The sequence below is a fragment of the Wenzhouxiangella sp. YN9 genome, from assembly GCF_056324165.1.
In genome coordinates, this window is record NZ_JBJNIP010000115.1 from 243,263 (window position 1) to 263,162 (window position 19,900).

Below are 19,900 nucleotides of genomic sequence, written 5' to 3' on the forward strand. Positions count from 1 at the left end.
GTGGCGGTGCGACAGTTCGCCAATCTGACCTTCAATCCGGACGACGGTCAACTGGCGGCCGCCGGCGGCCGCGGCGTTCAGCTGCGCCCCAAGGCCGCGCGGTTGCTGGAGTGTCTGCTTGATCATGCGGGCGAGGTGGTCACGCGCGAGCGGCTGGTCGAAGCGGTCTGGGACGAGAGCACGGTGGTCGATTTCGAGTCCGGCCTGGCCGCACTGCTGCGTGAGCTGCGCCAGGCCATTCGTTCTCTCGATGGCCCTGCGGAACTGATCGAGACCTTGCCGCGACGCGGCTATCGGCTCAATGCCGCGGTTGAGCGTTCTGCCGGGGTGCGTCCCGTGCGGCGCTCGCGGCGCGGGCGCTGGCCGACCGTGTTGACCGCCATTGTTCTGCTGCTGGCTGCGGTCAGCTACGGCCTTTTGCGACCACCTGCCGGTACCGCACCTGAACCGGCGCAGTGCAGCGTGGCCATCCTGCCGTTCACGGTCTATCAACCGCCCCCGGGGCTTGCCGGCAAGGCCGATCTGCTGCTTGCAGACCGCCTTCTGGGGATGCTGCTGCGCGCGCCGCTGGCGGGCATGAGCCTGGTGGGGCGCACCAGCCTTCAGCCCTATATCGGGCGCAGCGATGTGGCCGCAGCGGTAGCTCAAGACCTGGGCGTCGACTGGTTGATCGAAGGCACGGTGCAGCCCGCCGGGGCAGGGCAATGGCGCATCCAGGCGCGTTTGCTGGAGCTGCCGGCCGGCCGCGTGCTGTGGTCTCAGAGCGTGACCTTCACGCCGGAGCAGACGCAGGATCTGGACGCAGTGATGACGCCGCTGACCGATTCTCTTGCGAGTGCCTGGCCCCGCCTTTGTCCAACTCGTTGATGACAGGCGGATTTCATGACAATTTCAGGCTGCTTTCATGGACTGGTCGCCGGCGCGGCGCCATCATTGTCATCAAATCACATAGCAGGAAAGGGCAATGAGAACTTTCAATCGTGTTTTTCTGACGCTTTCGGTGCTGGGGCTCGTCGCCATCGGGCAGCCGGCAATGGCCGATGTTCCGTTTGCCAAGTGGGGCAGCAAGGATGCAGCCAAGGTCGTGGGAACGGTTGGCCGGCAGGCCGCGTACATCTATCCGGTCGAATTCATTCGCGTTGATGACGACAATATCGGCGAGCGCGAGGTTATGTGGCTGGAGCCCGGCCGTTACGAAATATCCGTTCGTGCGGGGGTCATCAATCCGCCGCGCCTCACCCGCTCGGGCGCGCGCCTTGGTGATAATGCCAACCGCATCGAGCTGGAGCTCGAGGCCGGCAAGGTGTACCACGTCGGGCTGCGTTACAACGTGGACAATTATCGCTCTCCCTATTCCACGGTGCTCTATCGCGTTGAGGATCAGGAATGAGTCAGGAGCGCGACACGAGCCCCGGATTCGCCTGGGGCAGCCCGTCTGCCAGGGGGCGCATCCGGGTGCATCCGGAAGACTTCCGGGTCGCTGAGATCCTGGGCCACGAACCTGACGGGCAGGGTGAGCATCTATGGCTTTGGGTGTCCAAGCGCGAGCGCAATACGGTGGATGTGGCGGCAGATCTGGCGCGGGCCGCCGGGATCCGTCCGCGCGAGGTGGGCTTTGCCGGCCTGAAAGACCGTAATGCCGTCACCGGCCAGTATTTTTCGCTGCATCTGGCCGGGCAGCCCGACCCGGACTGGCAGCGGTGGGCGATCGAGGGTGTAACCATCGAGTCGGCCGCGCGCTGTTCGCGCAAGATCAGACGCGGGCGTCTGCGCGGCAATCGTTTCGAGCTGGTCGTGCGCGATATTGAAGCTGACCCGGCGGCATTGGAGCGGCAGCTCAAGGCGGTTTGCGATCACGGCGTGCCCAACGGATTCGGCGAGCAGCGCTTCGGCGGCAACAACGTTGCCCGGGCCCTGTCGCTGTTTCGCGGCGAGCTGCACAGAAAACCCTCGAAGACCAAGCGCGGGTTCTATCTGTCTGCCGCGCGCAGCCTGGTGTTCAATCACGTGCTGGCCGAGCGGATTCGGGACGGCAACTGGAACCAGTTGATCGACGGCGACCTGGCCATGCTTGACGGCAGCCGCTCGTTTTTTGTTGCTGACGCCAATGACCCCGACCAGGTTCGCCGCTGCGCCGAGCAGGACATCCACCCCAGCGGCCCGCTGCCGGGGCAGGGTGACAGCCCGGCCGAAGGCGCGGCAGCCGAGATCGAGCGCCGCCAGTTCGAGGCTCACCGCGAGCTGATCGAGGGTCTGGCGAGGTTCGGCATGAAACAGGAGCGTCGGCCTCTGCGAATGCGTGTCAGCGAGCTGGAGTGGTCGTTTGCCGACGAACACACTCTGAAGCTGGCATTTTCGCTTGGCACCGGCAGTTACGCCACCGCGGTCTTGCGCGAGCTGGTTGATTACGAGTGAGTTGAATCCGTGGTTACCCGCTTTTCCGTTGCTTACTGCAGCGGCCAGTAGACATACACCGCGGCCGCAGCGCTGCCGGCGGCGATGACGCCCAGCGTAATCCACAGCCAGGTGCGGCTCTTGCGCGGTTCGGCGTCCTTGAGCACGCTCGGCGGGCGCAGCCCGGGAGCCTGCAGCACGAAGCGATATTCGCCCATACGGATTTCATCTCCGGACTTCAGCGGGCGGCGCTGCACCGGCTCGCCGTTGATCCAGACCTTGCCGGCGGGTTCGAACATCAGTATCTCGCCGTCGTAGACAATCCGGGCGTGGCGCTCCATCAAGCCATCAAGGCGGATGTCGGCGTCTTCGGCCGAGCCGATGGAGGTGTCCTGTTCAAGCGGAAAGTTCTGGCCGGTAATCGATCCGGAGGCGGCTTTCAGACGAAATTGCATCTTGGTCTCGCGGCTGTGGTTGATTCTGGTGGCTATTCTAGCGCTCAGGATGGGGTTCACGCCGAGCCGCGTGGTGGCGGGAGCCAGCAGAGAAAGGATGGCTCCCCACGGGCTCGCGTGGGGGCGTAAACCCCGGGAACGGGGGAAAGCGCCGAAGGTCACGCAAAGCCTGTACTTTCAGGCTCTCCGGATCAGGCCCGACGAGACGTCGGGCCTGACGCACTCCGGGGATTTACCTATACCTGATCGAGGGCCGTCGACAGGTCGGCAATCAGGTCGTCGACGTCTTCGATGCCCACCGACAGGCGGATCAGGCTGTCGCTGATACCGAGCTTGTCGCGGTTTTCCTTGGGTACCGAGCCGTGGGTCATGATGGCCGGGTGGTTGACCAGCGACTCGACGCCGCCCAGCGATTCGGCCAGGGCGAACAGCTGGGTGTTTTCCAGAAAGCGGCGGGCGCGGGCCAGGTCGCCGCCAATATCGAAGCTGACCATGCCGCCAAAGCCCGACATCTGCTTTTCGGCCAGTGCCTTCTGCGGATGATTGTCGAGGCCGGGGTAGATGACCTTCTCGACCTTGGGGTGTTTGCTCAGCCATTCGGCGATGCGGCCGGCGTTGTCGCAGTGGGCCTGCATGCGCAGCGCCAGGGTCTTGACCCCGCGCATGACCAGAAAGGAGTCGAACGGCCCCTGGACGCCGCCGGCGGAGTTCTGGATGAAGCCGATGTCCTCGGCCAGTTTGTCGTCGTTGACCACCAGCGCACCGCCAACCATGTCGGAGTGGCCATTGAGATACTTGGTCACCGAGTGGACGACGATATCGGCACCCTGAGTGATGGGGCGCTGCAGCATCGGCGTGGCAAAGGTGTTGTCAACCACCAGCATGGCGCCTGCCTCGCGGGCCAGCTCGGCCATGGCGGCAATGTCGACCAGCTGCAGCATGGGGTTGGTGGGCGTTTCGACCCAGATCATTTTCGTCTTGTCGGTCAGCGCTGCCCGCGCCGCGTCGGTGTCGGCCAGATCGACAAAGCTGAACTCCAGCCCCGAAGCCGGTCGCCGCACGCGCTCGAACAGGCGCCAGGTGCCGCCGTAGAGATCGTGCATGGCGAGCACATGGTCGCCCGGTTCGAGCAGATTCATCAGCGCGTCGGTTGCCGCCATGCCCGAGGCAAACGCAAAGCCGTGACTGCCGCCTTCCAGGTCGGCGATGCAGGCTTCCCAGGCCCGGCGAGTGGGGTTGTGCGTGCGCGAATACTCAAAGCCCTGGTGGTCGCCCGGGCTTTTCTGCACGTAGGTGGAAGTCTGGTAAATCGGGGTCATGATGGCCCCGTTGGAAGGATCCGGCGACTGGCCGGCGTGAATGACGCGTGTTGCAAGCTTGCTCATGTTGATTGACTCGTTTGATCGTTGGTTTGTTGGCTGGTTGGCCTGAGCGCCAGGTTCCGGAGCCTCTTGACCCCGGTGTCTTTTGACCCGGGGGCCAGAGTTATCGGTCGGCGCGGCGGCGCAGATAGTTCAGTAGATCCACCCGCGTGATCAGGCCCATGAATTCCTCGCCGTCGAGGACGATGACAACCAGGTCGCGGTTGAAGATCGGCAGCAGCTCGTCGATGCCGGCGTTGACCTGTACGGCCTCGAGCTGGGTGACCATGGCCGTGGATACCGGCTCGGCAAAGCCTTCTTCCCGATCGTAGACGGCCAGCAGCAGGTCGGATTCGTCGATGATGCCGACGATTTTGTCTCCCTCGATGACCGGCAGTTGGGAAACATCATAGAGTTTCATGCGCTTGTAGGCGTTGGACAGTGGCTCGTCGGGGCCCACGATGATGGCGTCCCGGCTCGCGGCCGGCCTGGCGATGAGGTCGCGCAGGTCACCGTGCTGTTCAATATCGAGAAAGCCCTGCTCGCGCATCCAGGTGTCGTTGTACATTTTCGACAGGTACTTGTTGCCGGTGTCGCAGACGAGTGTGAGCACTTTTTTCGGTTCGGTCTGCTCGCGGCAATATTTCAGCGCGGCGGCCAGCAGGGTGCCGGTGGAAGAGCCGCCGAACAGGCCTTCCTTTTCCAGCAGCATGCGGCCGGTCAGAAAGCTCTCCTTGTCCGAAATTGAATAGGCTTTGCGAACGCGCGTGAAGTCGCTGATGCTTGGCAGAAAGTCCTCGCCAATGCCCTCGACCGTCCAGCCGCCAGCATCCTCCGGGATGTTGCCGGTGGCAATGTATTCGGCCAGGATCGAGCCCTCCGGGTCGGCCAGAACCAGCTCGAGCTCAGGCGCAGCTTTGGCAAAGTACCGCGACAGGCCGGTGACCGTGCCGCTGGAGCCCGCGCCCACGACCACTGCGTCAAGCTCGTTGTTCATCTGCTCGAGAATTTCCGGCCCGGTGTCTTCCTCGTGTGTTCTGGGGTTGTCGGGGTTGCCGAACTGGTTGATGAAGTAGCTGTTTTCGGTTTCTTTGGCCAGTTTTTCGGCCAGATCCTGATAGTACTCCGGGTGGCCCTTGCCCACGTCCGAGCGCGTGATCACCACTTCTGCGCCCATGGCCTTGAGGTTGGAGATCTTTTCGCGGCTCATCTTGTCCGGAATCACCAGGATCAGGCGGTAGCCTTTCTGGGCGGCAACCAGGGCCAGGCCCAGGCCGGTGTTGCCGGCGGTGCCTTCGATGATGGTGGCGCCGGGCTTGAGGTCGCCGCGACGTTCGGCTTCCTCGATCATCTTCAGAGCAATGCGGTCTTTGATGGAGCCGGCCGGATTGTAGTCTTCGAGCTTGAGGTAGAGCTCGCAGGGGCCGGTATCGAGGTTGCTCACACGCACGATCGGTGTGTTGCCGATCAGTTCAAGGGTGTTGCCGTGGACGCTCATGTAAAACGCTCGGGTCGGAAGGGTTGCCAACCGAGCACGATAGCGCAAACGGCCCTTGGCGGGCAAGCTGCGACCGAATCGAGCACCGGTTCAGGCGCCCGGCCCGGCGGCCGGGCGTCAAAAACGATGCGGTGGGTTCGGGCTCAGGCGGCCTGGTTCTGTTCCATGATCCGGGTGAGCTCGTCTTTGGTGCGCAGCTTTTCACGCTTGAGATCATTGAGCGCCAGGTCTTCCATCGGCGCGGTGCCGTTTTCAGCGGCGGCAACGCGTTTGTCGAGCTTCTGATGGTAGTTGTAGAGTCGGCGGAAGTCCTCGTTCTCGTTGAACAGGGTTTCCATCTGGTCGGGCTGGTTTTCGAACATGGGCAGACTCCTTGTCATTCGGGGTCGTGAGAAGACGTGCGTTGCCGAACGGCGCGCACAGAAAACAACGGGCCGCACTGAGGCGGCCCGTGAAAGCTCGGGAATGAGAGGCTGCGCCGCCGGAAAGACGTCCGGGAAACCGGACCAGCGGCGGCTGGATGCTGCGAGCAGGTCACTCGAGTATTCAACCATCACACCTACTTTATAGCGTCAACTCTCCGGATGTTCAAGGGAAGGCACCGGGCTCGATCTGCGCCATTGCCGGCAAGCCAGCCTCAGTCGTTGAGCAGAATCACGTCGACCCGACGGTTCTTGCGGCGGCCCTCGGCCGTCTCGTTGCTGGCAATGGGAAAGTCCTCACCCATGCCGACGGCCTGAATGCGGTCCCTGGCAATTCCCTGCTCGCTCAGGGCCTCACGGACGGATTCGGCGCGCTGACGCGAGATGCGCATATTGGCACTGGCGGATCCGGTGGAATCGGTGTGCCCTTCGATGCGTATCTGCTTGTCGGGCTCGCCCTGAACCAGATTGACCACATCCTGAAGCTGGTTCAGCGCGTCCGGCTGCAGCGAGGTTTCTCCGGTCTCGAAAAGCACGTCGCCCAGAGTGACGACGACGCCGCGGTCGGTTTCGCGCAGCTCCAGATATTCCAGTCGCCGCCGCAGCGACTCGGCGGCTTCGGTTGCCAGGTCGGCTTCGCGCCGGGCAAGTTCGATTTCGCTGGCCTGCGCTTCAGCCAGGCTGCGCGCGGCCCGGGCCTCTTCACGCGCCTGTTGTTCACGACGCGAGGCTTCTTCGCGCAGTTCCTGGGCGGTCATCGCTTCCATGCGCGAGCGCTGGGTCTCTTCCTGGGCCGCCTCGCTTTGCAGCAAGGCCCGCTCGGCCTCGCGGCGGGCTTGCTGTACCTCCAGGCGGCTGGCGCGCAGCAACAGGCAGGTACGCTCATCGTCCACTTCGTCGAGCTGATCGCGGGCCTGGGCGCGGAAGGCCTCGGCCCGTGCAATCTCGATGCGCTTCATCGCCAGGTTGATGCGGTGAGACAGCTCGGCCTCGGAAAGGCCTTCGGCGTTGGCCGCGTGGACTGCTCTTTTGGCGTTGGCCAGAGCCAGCGGCACGCGGTCGGACAGTTCGCTGTTGGACTGGAATTCCTGGAAATCGCTTTCAAGATTACGCAGCGCCGCATTTTCCCGGGGGGGGTGCATGGCGCAGGCCGTGAGCGCCAGCACAGCCACTGCCAGCAAGGCGTCACGCGCGGGTTGATACATCGGTTTCATCGCTGGATGGCCTCCTCGCCGAACTCTTCGGTCAGATCGGTGCGGATCTGCTCGAGCTCTTCCTGCTTGCGCTGCAGCTCGGCACGCGCCTTGGCGGCCAGCGTTCGGGAAAGCGCCAGTTGCGCCTGGACTTCGGCCTGCTCGACGAGGCGCCTGCCGTCATCGGGGCGATCGTTCTCGAGCGCCTGACGCGCGGCTGTCAGCCGCTGGTTGGCGTAGCGCAGTTCGATCGGGGCGTATTCTTCGGCTTCGGCGGACTCCGCCCGGGCAATGGCATTGCGGGCGGAGTCGAGTACCGTCAGATCGGGCGGGGCGGTGGCGCAGGCGGCCAGCAGCGCCAGTAGCGCGCCGCCAGCCAGCAGACGAGAGCGTTTCATCATCGGATTGTTCACTGTTTTCCCGTTCTCAGGTGGTGATGCGTCTCAGGGCGCGTCCAGCTGGTTTTCCGGTTTTGCAGCGGCTACGGCCGGCAGCGTTTCGAGCGCACTGCAGATGCTCCGGATGCGCTCGAAGGCATCGATGTCGCAGCCGAATCTCTCGGCATTATAGACCTGTGGCAACAGACAGCAATCAGCCATGCCGGGTTCATCGCCGTGGCAGAATCGCCCGGTGCGTGCCGTTGCAAGCATTTTTTCGACGGCGGCGAGGCCGGATTCGGTCCAGTGCCGGTACCAGGCCAGTTTGGCGTCTTCGCTCAGGCCGGCGGTGCCGGTCAGATATTTGAGTACGCGCAGATTGTTGACCGGGTGAATCTCGCAGGCAATGGCCTGTGCGATGGCGCGCACGCGGGCGCGCTCGACGCTGCCGGGCGGCAGCAGGGCCGGTTCGGGGTGGCGCTCTTCGAGATATTCGAGCATTGCCATCGACTGGGTGATCACGGTATCACCGTCGACCAGGGTGGGCACCAGCTGCTGCGGGTTGAGTTCGCTGTAGTCGTCGCTGAACTGCTCGCCGCCGTCGCGCACCAGATGCACGGGGCGGATCTCGTGGTCCAGCCCCTTGAGATTGAGCGCCATGCGCACCCGGTAGCTGGCCGAGGAGCGCCAATAGCTGTAAAGCACCATGCCGTGTTCGGGCGAGGAGTGGCTCATGTCAGGCTCCGTCAGCTAGCGTTCGTACTGGACGACGGTCTGCTCGATGGCACCGAAGATGGATTCACCTTCGCGGTCTTTCATCTCGATGCGCACGACGTCGCCGAACTGCATGAACGGCGTGGATGGCTTGCCGTCGGCGATGACCTCGAGCATGCGCTTTTCCGCCAGACAGGAAGCACCGCGCTCGGTGTCCTGATTGGCGATGGTCCCCGAGCCGATCAGCGTGCCGGCGCCCAGCGGGCGCGATTTGGCCGCGTGCGCCACCAGCTGGGCAAAGTTGAACTGCATGTCCTCGCCAGCCTCGGGCTCGCCGAACAGCTCGCCGTTGTAGTGGGTGAGCAGTGGCAGGTTCAGCTTGCTGTCCTGCCAGGCATCGCCCAGCTCGTCGGGCGTGACCACCACCGGCGCCAGTGCCGAGCGCGGCTTGGACTGGACGAAGCCGAAGTTCTTGGCGAGCTCGCCGGGGATCAGGCCTCTCAGCGAGACGTCGTTGAGAATCGTGATCAGCTGAATGTGTTCGGCACACTCTTCCGGGGTGGCGCCCATCGGCACATCGTCGGTGAAAACGCCGATCTCGGACTCGAAGTCGATGCCCCATTCGGTCGAGGCCATGGTGATCGGGTCGTGGGGCGCCAGGAAACCGTCGGAAACCGCCTGATACATCAGCGGGTCGGTAAAGAAGCTTTCGGGTACCTCGGCGCCGCGCGCCTTGCGCACGCGCTCGACGTGCGGCAGGTAGGCCGAGCCGTCGAGAAACTGGAAGCAGCGCGGCAGCGGCGCGGCCAGAGTATCGATGTCGAGGTTGAAACTGCCCTCGGCCGTGCCTTCCATCAGGTCTTCGTACAGGCTGGCCAGGCGCGGCGCGGCGGCGTCCCAGTCATCCAGGGCGCTTTGCAGGGTGGGTGCAATGCCGTCGGCGCGGACGGCCCGGGTCAGTTCGCGGTTGACGACGATCAGCGTGCCGTCGCGACCGCCTTCCTTGAGCGTAGCTAGTTTCATTGGAGTTGTGCCTTTTGCAATACGGGGTTCGTGAAGCCGGGCAGCAGGCAGGTGTCATTTTCAGCCGGCCTGGTGCGCGGGTTGAAAGAGGTCGTCAGTCTTTGGGTTTCCAGCTGTCGACGTAGCCGGTCCATTCGATCTTCTCGGCCTCGGGGGTGACCTCGAGGGCGTCACGGGTGTCGAGCATGACCGCGACCTCCTCGGTCTTGTCCGTCTTCGGCGTGAAAGCGTTGTTCATCGCCTTGGGGTGTGGGCCGTGGGTGAAGCCGCAGGGGTGATGCGTCATCATGCCGGGGTGAATGTTGTCGCGCGAGAAGAAGTTGCCGGCGTGATAGAACAGCACTTCGTCATAGTCGTCGTTGTTGTGGAAGAACGGCACCTTGAGCGCGTCGTCGCTGGACTCGAACGGCCGCGGAGTAAAGGTGCAGATGACAAAGCGGTGGGCCACGAAGGTGGTATGCGCCGATGGCGGCAGATGATAGCGGTGGCTCATCAGCGGGCGAATGTCGCGCCAGTTGATGCGCACCGGCATGAGGTCACCCTTCCAGCCGACCGCATCGAGCGGGTTGAAGGGATAGGTGACCGTCGAGATCTGCTGGCGGCGCTTGATCCGGACCTGCCATTCATCCTCGCCCTGCTGGGCGCGAAAGGCCTCGTCGACCTTCGGCGTGTCGAGCATGGCCGGATCAAAGATGGCGTGCGGGCCAACCAGCCCTTTCTCGGGCAGCATGTAGCTGGAGTTGGTCGCTTCGATCAGCAGCATCTCGACCGGGCCGTCGGATTCAATGCGCCACATGGTGCCGCGCGGCAGCATGATGTAGTCGCCATCGCGGAAGGGCAGGCGGCCAAAATCGCAGAACAGCTCGCCGGCGCCGTCATGAATGAACAGCAGCTCGTCGCCGTCGCCGTTGCGCACCAGGTGGTTCATCTTGCCGTTGGAATGCCAACAGCGGAACTTGCAGTGCGCGTTGGACAGCAGCTCGCTGGCGTGCCACGGCGAGTCGGTACCGTCTTCCAGCTTGGTAGTGTCGAAAGCGCGCGGCTGCAGCGGGCCCTCGAAATCGGTCCAGCCGGTGGGCATGTGTGCGTGATAGAAGTGCGTGGCCGGGCCGAAAAAGCCCTCCTTGCCCATCTCGCGCTCATACGTGCCTTCGGGGAGGTTGACGTGCGCCTGTCGGCTGGCCTTGCCTTCAACCTTGGAGTGAGAAATCCACTTCTTCATCTTTGCCTCCGCTCTCGATGGGAGCGTTCTCTGATCTCGGAATTGGAACCACGAAGTTCACGAAGGGCACGAAGCCGGTGAGCCGAAAGCTGTTTCCCTGATTCTTCTTCGTGATCTTCGTGCCCTTCGTGGTTGATGGTCCGACCCTCAAAGTACCCCGCGCTTTTCCTGATCGCGCTCGATGGCTTCGAACAGGGCCTGGAAGTTGCCGTCACCAAAACCATCGTTGCCCTTGCGCTGGATGACCTCGAAGAAGATCGGGCCGATGTTGGTCTGGGTGAAGATCTGCAGCAGCTGCAGGTTGGGGTTGTCGGGCTCGGCGTCGATCAGGATCTTGTTCTTGCGCATGCGCTCGACGTCTTCGCCGTGATTGGGAACGCGTTCATCGACGGCGTCGAAGTAGGTGTCGGGTGTGTCCAGAAACTCGATGCCGTTGGCGCGCAGCGCTTCTACGGTCTCATAGATATTGTCGGTGTAGAGCGCGATGTGCTGCACACCTTCGCCCTTGTACTCATTGAGATATTCGTTGATCTGGCTCTTGGGGTCGCTCGACTCGTTGATGGGGATGGCAATCTTGGCGTTGGGGCCCATCATCGCCTGCGAACGCAGTCCGGTGGCCTTGCCCTTGATGTCGAAGTACTTGCGCTCGTAGAAGCCGAACAGACCGGTGTAGAACTCCGACCACTGGCCCATGTTGCCCTCATACACGTTGTGAGTGAGGTGGTCGATGAAGTTCATGCCCACGCCCTTCGGGTGGCGCTCGACACCGGGGTCAAAGTCGAAGTGCCGATCGAGATCAGCCTCGCCGCCGGTCAGGTACAACACCGAGGCACCGATGCCTTCAATGCGCGGCACGTCGATGGGCAGGGTGTCTGCCTTGTTGCTGAAGTCTTTGGCGCCCTTGGAAAGAACGGATCGGTGAGCGTCGGCCGGGTCGCTCACGCGCAGGGCAAAGCCGGTGCAGCACGGGCCGTGCGCCGCGGCAAACTCGCTGGCAAAGGAATCCACGGTTTCGTTGACCAGAAAATTCATGCCGCCCTGACTGTAAAGCGTTACCGGCTGGGTCTTGTGGCGGCCCACGGCAACAAAGCCGAGCTTCTGGAACAGGTCGTGCAGCAGCGCTGGGTCCGGAGCGGCGTACTCGATGAACTCGAACTGCTCGACGCCGAGCGGGTTGGGATGCGACTGACTCATGGTTCGATCTCCTTGGAAGAAATGCGTCAACGGCAGATATGACGCCAGGGCCATAAACGCCGAAAAATCTGATTTCGGACAATGCACTTGCCGAATACGGGCAATATAGTTACATTTGTAACTTCTTTCAAGCGGGCCCCCCTTTTCTTGCAGACCATGCTCGATCTCGAGGACTTTCTTCCTTACCGGCTGTCGGTTCTGTCCAACCGGATCAGCAACGCCATTGCGCAAACCTATGAGTCGCGCTTCGATCTGAGCGTGACGCAGTGGCGGGTCATCGCCATTGTCGGGCGCTATCCCGGCGTGACCGCCACCGAGGTGGCCGAGCGGGCGGCGATGGACAAGGTCGCCGTCAGCCGTGCCGTCAGCGGGCTGCTTGCCGCCGGTCGGCTCGAACGGCGCGACAATCACCCCGATCGCCGCGCCCGACGCCTCTATCTCAGCCGTGAGGGCGAGTCGATCCACGACGCCATTGTTCCGGCCGCGCTGAGGTTCGAGCACGATCTGCTCGCGGCGCTCGAGCCCGAGGAAAGGCGCCGTTTCCTGCACAGTCTCGAGGCGCTGGCCCGCGCTGCCGAGGGTCACGACTGAGCGTCGGAGCGTTCGATGTCCTTCGAAATCCTGCATCGAGATGAGTGGCTGTGCGCCGCCATCAAGCCGACCGGCATCATGGTGCACAAAAGCAGCATCAGCACGGATCGTGAATTCATGATGCACAAGCTGCGCGACCAGCTCGGGCAGCGCGTCTGGCCGGTACACCGGCTCGATCGTGCGACTTCGGGCGTGCTGCTGTTCGCGCTCGATCCGGAAACGGCCAGGGTATTGGGTCAGGCCTTCACCGATCGCCGCGTCGACAAGCGCTATCTGGCGGTGGTGCGCGGCTGGACGGATGAACACGGCTGCGTCAATCACCCGCTTGACCGGCGCCTGGCTGCCGGCGAGCTGCCGATCCCGATCGGTGGCTTCGACACCGCTCGTTATTCGCTGCTCGAGGCGATGCCGGAAACCGGCCGGCGGCACCAGCTCCGGCGCCACTTCAAGCACATCTCGCACCACTTGATCGGTGATACCACGCATGGCGATGGCCGCCACAATCGCCTGTTTCGCCAGCACCTGGGTTGCCATCGCATGCTCCTGCACGCCAGCGGGCTGGCGCTCGAGCATCCGCGCAGCGGCCGGCGGCTCGCTCTGACAGCCCCGCTCGATGGCGCGTTCGCGCGGGTGGTGCAGGCTGTCTTTGGCCGCGACGACCAGATCGCGCCAGCGGATATTGCGTTGACGCCTGCGATAAACTGAAAGCCGTTGTCCCGGATGCGAGCATCCGAATCCCCCAAAAACCCGAGACCCGAGTAAAGCCATGCAGATCAATTCAACCTTCGACAGCGGCAATATCGAGATTCTGGAAGCCGAGTCCGCAGACAATATCCGTCTCAAGATTCGCCCTGACGCGGGCGGAGAGCACATGCAGTGGTTTCATTTCCAGCTGTCGGGCGCGCGCGGGGTCGACTGTCGCATGGCCATCGAAAATGCCGGCGAAGTTTCGTATGTCGGTGGTTTCGAGAACTACCAGGCCGTGGCCAGCAGCGACCGTGTGCACTGGTATCGCGTGCCCACCGAATTCGACGGCCGGCAGCTGATCATCCGCCATCGGCCCGAAAGCGATAGCGTTCACTATGCCTATTTCGCGCCCTACACTCAGTTCGAACACGACAACCTGATCGCCGCTGCTCTGGTCGATCCCCGGGTTCGCGCCGAAACGCTGTGCAGCACGCCCGATGGCCGACCGCACACGATGTTGCAAATCGGTGAGCCGGCGGAAGATCGCAAGAAGATCTGGGTGATTGCGCGCCAGCATCCCGGTGAGTCGATGGCCGAGTGGTGGGTTGAAGGCTTTCTGGAGCGTCTGCTCGATGCCGAGGAGCCGGTCGCTCGCAGGCTGCTGGAGCAGGCCGTGATCTACCTGGTGCCCAATATGTGCATCGATGGCGCCGTACGCGGGCACCTGCGCTGCAACGCCAAGGGGCGCAATCTCAACCGCGAATGGCTGGAGCCATCCGAGCAGGATTCGCCCGAGGTCTACTTCACGCGCCAGAAAATGCATGCCACCGGCGTTGATCTGGCCTTTGATGTGCATGGTGACGAAGAGCTGCCCTACAACTTCATCGCCGGAGCCGAAGGCACGGCCTCATGGAACGAGCGCAAGCAGCACCAGCTCGACACCTTCAAAAGTCTGCTTGCCGGCATCAGCCCCGATTTCCAGACGCGCTACGGCTACGAGGTGGATGCGCCGAACAGTTCGGACATGAAGAAGAACACCGACTACATGGCCGAGACCTTCGACTGCCTGGCCATGACCCTGGAAATGCCGTTCAAGGACAATGCCGACATGCCGATGCCGGAGATCGGCTGGTCGCCGGATCGCTGCAAGCATCTGGGCTCGGCCTGCGTGGATGCTTTCTGGCAGATTCTGCCCGAGCTCTGAAGCCCCCGCGTGTTCGACGGCAGGCCGTCTGTTGCCTGCCGTCTTCTTCCCTTTCTCTATTGCGCTGATCGAAACCAGAAGTTCGACGCCACCGTGATGCGCTCGCTCTGGCCGTGGTAGGGCGCGACCTCGTGCATCAGGTGTGAAGGAAAAATCACCAGCTGCCCCGCTTGCAGGCGATAGTTGATCGATCCATGCCCGTAGGGCCGTCGCAGATGCATGTTGCCGGGGTCAAGATACATGCTGGCCGCCGGCCGGGCGTCGAGGAAGCGCAGCACTCCGTTGTCCGGGTTTCTGGCGCCCTCGTCATCGCCGGGCGAGACGCAGTAAACGCTGGAAAAGGCAGCCATCGGATGATTGTGCACCGAGGCATAACCCCCGCGCCGGGTGATGTGAAACCAGCTGTGGTTTGAAACCTGGAGCTGCTGCATCTGCGCGTTGCTGTAACCGTTGAGTTCGCTGACCACGCGCACCACGCTGCCGATCACGAAGCGCTTGAGCGCCTGGACGCAGTCGTCGGGCCAGCTGAACAGGCTGGAGTGCGATTCGAAGACGTTGTGCTTCAGGGTGGGGGTCGGCGGCTGCGGCTGGATCTCCGGCCCCTCGCGCTCGAGAAACAGCGCGCGTAGCGCCTGATTGAGCGGTTCCGGCTCGGGGTGGCGCGTCTCGATCAGGGGCGCGGCAAACGCCGGGGTGATGTTCAGTGAAGACTGTCTGGACATGATGTGGGTCAACCTCCAATGGTAAAAGGCCCGCAAGCGAGTCGCTTGCGGGCCTTGTGCTTTCAGGCTTTCGATGCTGAGTCAGAAGTCGAAGCTGATCCGGCTGTAGAAGAACTGACCGGGGATGCGGTGCTGCGTTGCATCAAAGCTGTTGGAGAAAGCCGCTGTCGAAACCGGCGGATCACGATCGAAGACGTTGTCGACGCCGATCGTGAACTTGCCGTCGGCAAAGTCCACCAGATCATCCAGATAGTAGGACAGCTGAATGTCGTTGTAGACCACGGAAGACAGCTTGTTGGTCGGGTTCTGCGGGTCCGGGTTGGAGCACAGCCCCAGCTCCGAGAGGCTTGGCGACAGGCCGTCGCTGCAGGCTTCGGTATAGCTGTGGACATAGCTTGCGTTCCAGACTGCTTCCCAGGGGCCCATCGACCAGATCAGGTCGAGGTTGCTGCGCCATTTCGGGAAGCTGCGGTCAGGCTGACCAGGCAGCAGGGTGCCGAGCAGGTCGCGGACCTCCGGCGGCGCGTCGGGGTTGGAAAAGTCGGGAACGATTTCCTCGAACTTCGAGGTGTAGTTGCCACGCCAGACGGCCCGCAAGGCGCCCCAGGGCATGTCGCCAAAGCTGTAGTCCACCGACCAGTCCACGCCGGCGGTTTCGGTGCCACCGAGGTTGACCCGGGTATCGAGCAGACTGGTGATTTCGCCGGAGCCCGTGCGCTCGACCAGGTCGCACAGCCGTGCCGAGTAGGCGCAGGCGTCGAGGATGCTCTGCGCACCCAGCGAGCTGATGGAGTTCTCCAGTTCGATATTGTAGTAGTCAACCGATACGTTCAGTCCCGGAACGAACTCGGGGCTCCACACGGCACCGGCCGTGAAGGACTCCGAGGTTTCCGGTTCCAGGTCCGGGTTGCCGCCGGTGGTAATGCGGATCTGGGGGTTGATCTGCTCGTAGCTGCCGTCAGCCGGCACGCCCTGGTTGATGCAGTTGTCGATGACCGACTGGGGCGCGTTGGTGTCGAGGAAGTTTGAGCAGGGGTCGGCCAGCTCGGGGTCGGACACGCCCTGACCACCGTAGAGCTCCTGAATGCCCGGCGCGCGGAAGCCTTCGGCATAGCTGGTGCGCAGCAGCAGGCTGTCGACCGGACGCCAGCGCAGGCCGAGACGGCCGGTGGTGTCAGAGCCCAGTTGTTCGAAGTCCGACGAACGCAGCGACGCGTCGATTTCGAGCATTTCCGCGCCCGGCGCGTTGGCCAGCAGGGGAACGTTGACCTCGGCATACCAGGCCTCGAGGTTGAGCCGGCCCGAAGTCGGTGAACGCTGGCCACCGCTGACGCTGGCGGCGCCCGATCCGGCCTGGGCCAGCGGGTCCGGAGTGTCGGCGGCATACTCGCGACGCTTTTCGAAGCCCGCGGCAAAGGCCAGAGGGCCGGCCGGAAGGTCGACGATCTCGCCGCCGATATTGGCCAGCCAGCTGATCATCTCCTGTTCGTTCTGCTCGAGCGCGGTGTAGGTGACGTAGTCGACCATCTCGGGCGTGATCGAGCCGCCGCTGCCCGGCGCGCTGCCGGTGCCCTGCTGCCCGCCGAAGAAGTTGAACGGCACGCAGTCGTCGGTGCACTCATCGATCGGTCCCAGAGCGCGGCGCAGGCGGTCGTGGTTGAGCAGGTTCTCGATGCTGGCGTTGCGTTCCGAGCGTGAGTAGGTGTATGACACATCCCAGTCAAAAGGCCGACTGGCGAGGTCGAAGCTGCCTTCCAGGCCGCCGGTCCAGCGCCAGGTGTCGACCTTGCCGTTGTAGTTTCGCGTGCCGGCTTCGATGAAGCGGCGGCCCGCCAGCTCCAGATTTTCACGCGGATCCAGGTCGATTCCGAACGGGTTGTAGGGGTTGCTCGCCGAGACACCGACATCCAGCGGCAGGGTGCCGCCCGAGCCCAGGCCGATGGGCACCGGGGCCTGCAGCTGGGTGGACTCGCGGCGGTTGTAGAAGGCTTCGGAGAATACCCGCAGCTGGGGCGCGAACTCGTGCGCGGCCTGGATGTAGGCCGAGGTCTGCTGCAGCGGAATCTGCAGGTAGTTGTCCGGAGCATAGTTGTAGCGGTCCGCGGTGCCGTCGAACGGACGGAAGTCATCACGTGACGGCATGCCGGTGCCCGGATCGCGGGTCAGGTCGAATGATTCGCCGGTTCGCGGGTCTGTGAAGATGAAGCGCCCTTCGGGCGTGAACGAGGAGCCGCGGCTGATCGGGCCACCGAAATCGTCGGCGCCATACTGCGGCACGCGCGAGATCTTGCGGTCGGCGGCCATGATCGCTTTCTGCTTGGTGTAGCTGAGGTTGACCAGCACATTGCTCTGGTCGTTGCCGCGGCCGATGGTGAAGCTGTAGGCCTCTTGCTCGCCGTCACTCTCGCTTGTCTGGCCATACTGTGCGCTGGCCGAAACGCCGTCGAAGTCGGTACGCGTGATGATGTTGATCACGCCGGCGATGGCGTCGGAGCCATAGACCGAAGAAGCGCCGCCGGTGAGCACTTCGATGCGCTCGACCGCCGCGGCCGGAATGGTACTCAGATCAGCCGCGTTGGCCACGCCGGCCTGGGTGGTGGCCTTGACCCAGCGACGGCCGTTGACCATGACCAGGGTTCTTTCCGGGCCGAGATTGCGCAGTGAAACGCGCGTACCACCGTCACCGCCCTGATCGGGCGCGTTGAATGCGGTGTTGATCGCCGAGCCCGACGAGGCCAGGTCCTGCAGCACATCACCGAGCCGTGCGTGGCCCGTCCGCGCAATGGCTTCGGCGTCGATGACCGTGACCGGCGCGGTGCCTTCAAAGTCCGTCCGCTTGATTCGAGAGCCGGTGACCTCCACGCGATCGAGCGAGGAACCTTCGGTTTCCTCCTGCGCGCTCGCGTTGCCGGCCAGCATCAGCGGAAGCGCCGTGGCGAAGGCCGCCGCGAATACGCTCAGCCTGGGTTGACGTTGCTTCATTTGAGTCTTCTCCCAACAATTTGTCATTGGATATGTGGATTGTGTCCCCCCTCAGCCGCATGAAAATCCCACAAAACTGGTGGCAATTGCAAGCATCTGGTTCACTTTTGTGAAGAGCGTTCAGCGTTGTGCGATTCATCCCGCGATTCATCGCATGATCGAGGTTGCATGCTCGCCCGCGATGCGCGCGAACGCGGCAAACTGCAAGGGGCGCTGAAAACGCTGCCGTGCGGCGGTGCGGCTGGTCTGGGGGTTGAGGAAGGGGCCGGGTTCGGGTTGACGCCGGCGGTGAAGTCAGTCGAGCCGGCTGGCCGGATCAACCAGTTCGAGCCGCCGGAGCGCGATGCCGGCCTGCGTGCGATTGCGAGCGTTGAGCTTTTGCAGGATTTCGCTCATGTGGGCCTTGACGGTGCGCTCCTGAATGCCCAGTTCGTCGGCGATCTGCTTGTTGAGCCAGCCGTCTGCCACCAGCGCCAGAACGCGAAACTGCTGCGGCGTGAGGGCGGCAATGCGTTCGGCCAGCACCAGATCTTCATCGTCGGAGTCGAGCTCGGCCACGGCGCGTTCCAGGTGGGCCGGCACCCACTCCCGGCAGTCGAGCACGGCGTTGAGCGCGGTGGTCAGGTCGTTCAGGCCGGAGCTTTTGGGTATGAAGCCGGCCGCGCCATGGTCGAGCACGCGGCGGATCACGCGCGGGTCTTCGTTGGCCGACACGACGACAACGGCAACCGCGGGATGATTGCTGCGAATCGAGGCCAGCCCGGCGAGGCCATGGCTGCCGGGCATGTGCAGGTCGAGCAGCACCAGATCCACGTCTTCATGCCGTGCAAGTGCCGCGGTGGTTTCCGGAAGGTCGCGGGCTTCGAGGATCTCCAGATCGTCCAGACAGGCGCCGAGCGCCTGTACCAGAGCGGCCCGGAACAGCGGATGATCGTCGGCGATGAGAACGCGGGTGTCCATGCCTGCCTATGCTATTGCACCGTCCAGCCGCCGTCGACGACGATGCACTGGCCGGTGATGTTGCGCGCCGCCGGGCTGGTCAGAAAGGCGCAGATGCCGGCCAGTTCCTCGAAGGAAATGAACACGCCCTTGGGCATGGGCTTGAGCATGATTTCGTCGACGACGCGATCTTCGGAAATTCCGTGGGTCTTCGCCTGGTCGGCGATCTGCTTTTCCACCAGCGGCGTCTTCACGTAGGTCGGACACACGGTGTTGACGGTGAGGTCGGTGTCGGCCGTTTCCAGCGCCAGCACCTTGGAAAAGCCGGTCAGGCCGTGCTTGGCGGCCACGTAGGCGCTCTTGAAGGGGCTGGCAACCAGCGAATGGATCGAGCCGATGTTGATAATGCGGCCAAAACCTTGCTCGCGCATCGCCGGCAGCAGCGCGCGGCTCAGGCGCGCGCTGCCGGTCAGCATCACCTGAACGAGCTGATCCCACTGGTTCATGGGAAAATCCTCGAGCCGGGCAACGTGCTGCAGACCGGCGTTGTTGATGAGCACATCAACGCCGTCATCCAGCGCCGACAGCAGTTGTTCGACGCTGTCGTCGCGCGTGACATCCACGGCGAACGACTGCGCCATGCCGCCGGCTTCGGCAATCGCCGCGGCGCTTGCCGCGGCGGCGTCGGCGTCCAGATCGGTGGCGAGGATGCGGTGGCCGGCGCGCGCCAGTTCGGCCGCAATGCCGGCGCCGATGCCGCTGCCGGCGCCGGTAATCAGAATGCGCAGGGGACGGTCGTTCATGATCGGGTCGGGCTCCGGAAGCAGGTTGTTCAGCGTGAGCGAAAGCCTAGCAGAGGCACTGGTCTCCGGCTGCTGTACCAAAGTCCATTGGGAGCATGCGAGCGCGCCCTGCTAAAGTG

Annotated in this window: 20 protein-coding genes; 6 read left to right on the forward strand and 14 right to left on the reverse strand. The window is 63.5% G+C overall.

Annotated features, from left to right (window positions below):
* The 3 genes from ACEWQ0_RS13145 (at position 1) to truD (ending at position 2,415) form a co-directional block, all read left to right on the forward strand.
* Complete coding sequence (locus tag ACEWQ0_RS13145) at positions 1–867, forward strand: winged helix-turn-helix domain-containing protein (RefSeq protein WP_476485551.1); 867 nt, start codon at positions 1–3, stop codon at positions 865–867.
* A 97-nt stretch (positions 868–964) separates the two neighbouring features.
* Complete coding sequence (locus ACEWQ0_RS13150) at positions 965–1,390, forward strand: hypothetical protein (protein ID WP_476482399.1); 426 nt, start codon at positions 965–967, stop codon at positions 1,388–1,390.
* The gene (gene truD, locus ACEWQ0_RS13155) at positions 1,387–2,415 is read left to right on the forward strand and encodes a tRNA pseudouridine(13) synthase TruD (protein WP_476485552.1); all 1,029 of its coding nucleotides are present in this window, start codon (positions 1,387–1,389) and stop codon (positions 2,413–2,415) included. Before ACEWQ0_RS13150 ends, truD begins: the two co-directional genes overlap by 4 nt.
* Before the next feature lie 32 nt (positions 2,416–2,447).
* Here truD and ACEWQ0_RS13160 read toward each other — a convergent pair whose 3' ends face one another.
* The 10 genes from ACEWQ0_RS13160 to hppD all read right to left on the reverse strand — a co-directional run bounded on the left by ACEWQ0_RS13160 (position 2,448) and on the right by hppD (position 11,853).
* Positions 2,448–2,849 carry an FHA domain-containing protein gene (locus ACEWQ0_RS13160; RefSeq protein ID WP_476482397.1) on the reverse strand — a complete coding sequence of 134 codons (402 nt, stop codon included), beginning with the start codon at positions 2,847–2,849 and terminating at the stop codon, positions 2,448–2,450.
* A 236-nt stretch (positions 2,850–3,085) separates the two neighbouring features.
* Positions 3,086–4,360, reverse strand: coding sequence for a cystathionine gamma-synthase (locus ACEWQ0_RS13165; protein WP_476485589.1), 1,275 nt, complete (start codon positions 4,358–4,360; stop codon positions 3,086–3,088).
* Entirely contained in the window at positions 4,335–5,708 is a 1,374-nt protein-coding gene (locus tag ACEWQ0_RS13170) for a pyridoxal-phosphate dependent enzyme (RefSeq protein WP_476482396.1), read from the reverse strand. Before ACEWQ0_RS13170 ends, ACEWQ0_RS13165 begins: the two co-directional genes overlap by 26 nt.
* Positions 5,709–5,851: 143 nt before the next feature.
* Positions 5,852–6,070, reverse strand: a complete 219-nt coding sequence (locus ACEWQ0_RS13175) for an HP1242/YdcH family protein (RefSeq protein WP_476482395.1) — start codon at positions 6,068–6,070, stop codon at positions 5,852–5,854.
* 275 nt (positions 6,071–6,345) lie between these two features.
* Entirely contained in the window at positions 6,346–7,344 is a 999-nt protein-coding gene (locus tag ACEWQ0_RS13180; protein WP_476485553.1) for an OmpA family protein, read from the reverse strand.
* A complete protein-coding gene (locus ACEWQ0_RS13185; RefSeq protein ID WP_476482393.1) occupies positions 7,341–7,724 on the reverse strand; it encodes a DUF4398 domain-containing protein in 384 nt (127 codons plus the stop codon). The genes ACEWQ0_RS13180 and ACEWQ0_RS13185 overlap by 4 nt, the downstream gene beginning before the upstream one ends.
* A 42-nt stretch (positions 7,725–7,766) precedes the next feature.
* A complete protein-coding gene (gene maiA / locus ACEWQ0_RS13190; RefSeq protein ID WP_476482392.1) occupies positions 7,767–8,435 on the reverse strand; it encodes a maleylacetoacetate isomerase in 669 nt (222 codons plus the stop codon).
* A 15-nt stretch (positions 8,436–8,450) separates the two neighbouring features.
* On the reverse strand, positions 8,451–9,437 hold the full coding sequence (locus ACEWQ0_RS13195) for a fumarylacetoacetate hydrolase family protein (RefSeq protein WP_476482391.1): 987 nt from the start codon (positions 9,435–9,437) through the stop codon (positions 8,451–8,453).
* Between the two features lie 94 nt (positions 9,438–9,531).
* Positions 9,532–10,659, reverse strand: a complete 1,128-nt coding sequence (locus ACEWQ0_RS13200; protein WP_476485554.1) for a homogentisate 1,2-dioxygenase — start codon at positions 10,657–10,659, stop codon at positions 9,532–9,534.
* 147 nt (positions 10,660–10,806) lie between these two features.
* Positions 10,807–11,853: a 4-hydroxyphenylpyruvate dioxygenase gene (gene hppD, locus ACEWQ0_RS13205; RefSeq protein WP_476485555.1), complete on the reverse strand. Its 1,047-nt coding sequence runs from the start codon at positions 11,851–11,853 to the stop codon at positions 10,807–10,809.
* A 156-nt stretch (positions 11,854–12,009) separates the two neighbouring features.
* Here hppD and ACEWQ0_RS13210 point away from each other — a divergent pair, with 156 nt between their 5' ends.
* The 3 genes from ACEWQ0_RS13210 (at position 12,010) to ACEWQ0_RS13220 (ending at position 14,335) form a co-directional block, all read left to right on the forward strand.
* A complete protein-coding gene (locus tag ACEWQ0_RS13210; RefSeq protein ID WP_476482388.1) occupies positions 12,010–12,444 on the forward strand; it encodes a MarR family winged helix-turn-helix transcriptional regulator in 435 nt (144 codons plus the stop codon).
* Between the two features lie 15 nt (positions 12,445–12,459).
* Positions 12,460–13,149: a pseudouridine synthase gene (locus tag ACEWQ0_RS13215; protein WP_476485556.1), complete on the forward strand. Its 690-nt coding sequence runs from the start codon at positions 12,460–12,462 to the stop codon at positions 13,147–13,149.
* Positions 13,150–13,210: 61 nt separating this feature from the next.
* Positions 13,211–14,335, forward strand: coding sequence for a M14 family metallopeptidase (locus tag ACEWQ0_RS13220; RefSeq protein ID WP_476482386.1), 1,125 nt, complete (start codon positions 13,211–13,213; stop codon positions 14,333–14,335).
* A gap of 56 nt (positions 14,336–14,391) precedes the next feature.
* Here the strand turns inward: ACEWQ0_RS13220 and ACEWQ0_RS13225 are convergent, their stop codons facing one another.
* The 4 genes from ACEWQ0_RS13225 to ACEWQ0_RS13240 all read right to left on the reverse strand — a co-directional run bounded on the left by ACEWQ0_RS13225 (position 14,392) and on the right by ACEWQ0_RS13240 (position 19,781).
* The gene (locus ACEWQ0_RS13225) at positions 14,392–15,057 is read right to left on the reverse strand and encodes a putative 2OG-Fe(II) oxygenase (RefSeq protein ID WP_476485557.1); all 666 of its coding nucleotides are present in this window, start codon (positions 15,055–15,057) and stop codon (positions 14,392–14,394) included.
* An 81-nt stretch (positions 15,058–15,138) separates the two neighbouring features.
* Positions 15,139–18,039, reverse strand: coding sequence for a TonB-dependent receptor plug domain-containing protein (locus ACEWQ0_RS13230; protein WP_476485558.1), 2,901 nt, complete (start codon positions 18,037–18,039; stop codon positions 15,139–15,141).
* Between the two features lie 294 nt (positions 18,040–18,333).
* Complete coding sequence (locus ACEWQ0_RS13235) at positions 18,334–18,999, reverse strand: response regulator transcription factor (protein ID WP_476482383.1); 666 nt, start codon at positions 18,997–18,999, stop codon at positions 18,334–18,336.
* A gap of 11 nt (positions 19,000–19,010) precedes the next feature.
* Positions 19,011–19,781 (reverse strand): 3-hydroxybutyrate dehydrogenase, encoded by a 771-nt coding sequence (locus ACEWQ0_RS13240; protein WP_476485559.1) that lies wholly within the window; start codon positions 19,779–19,781, stop codon positions 19,011–19,013.
* Positions 19,782–19,900: the final 119 nt, after the last annotated feature.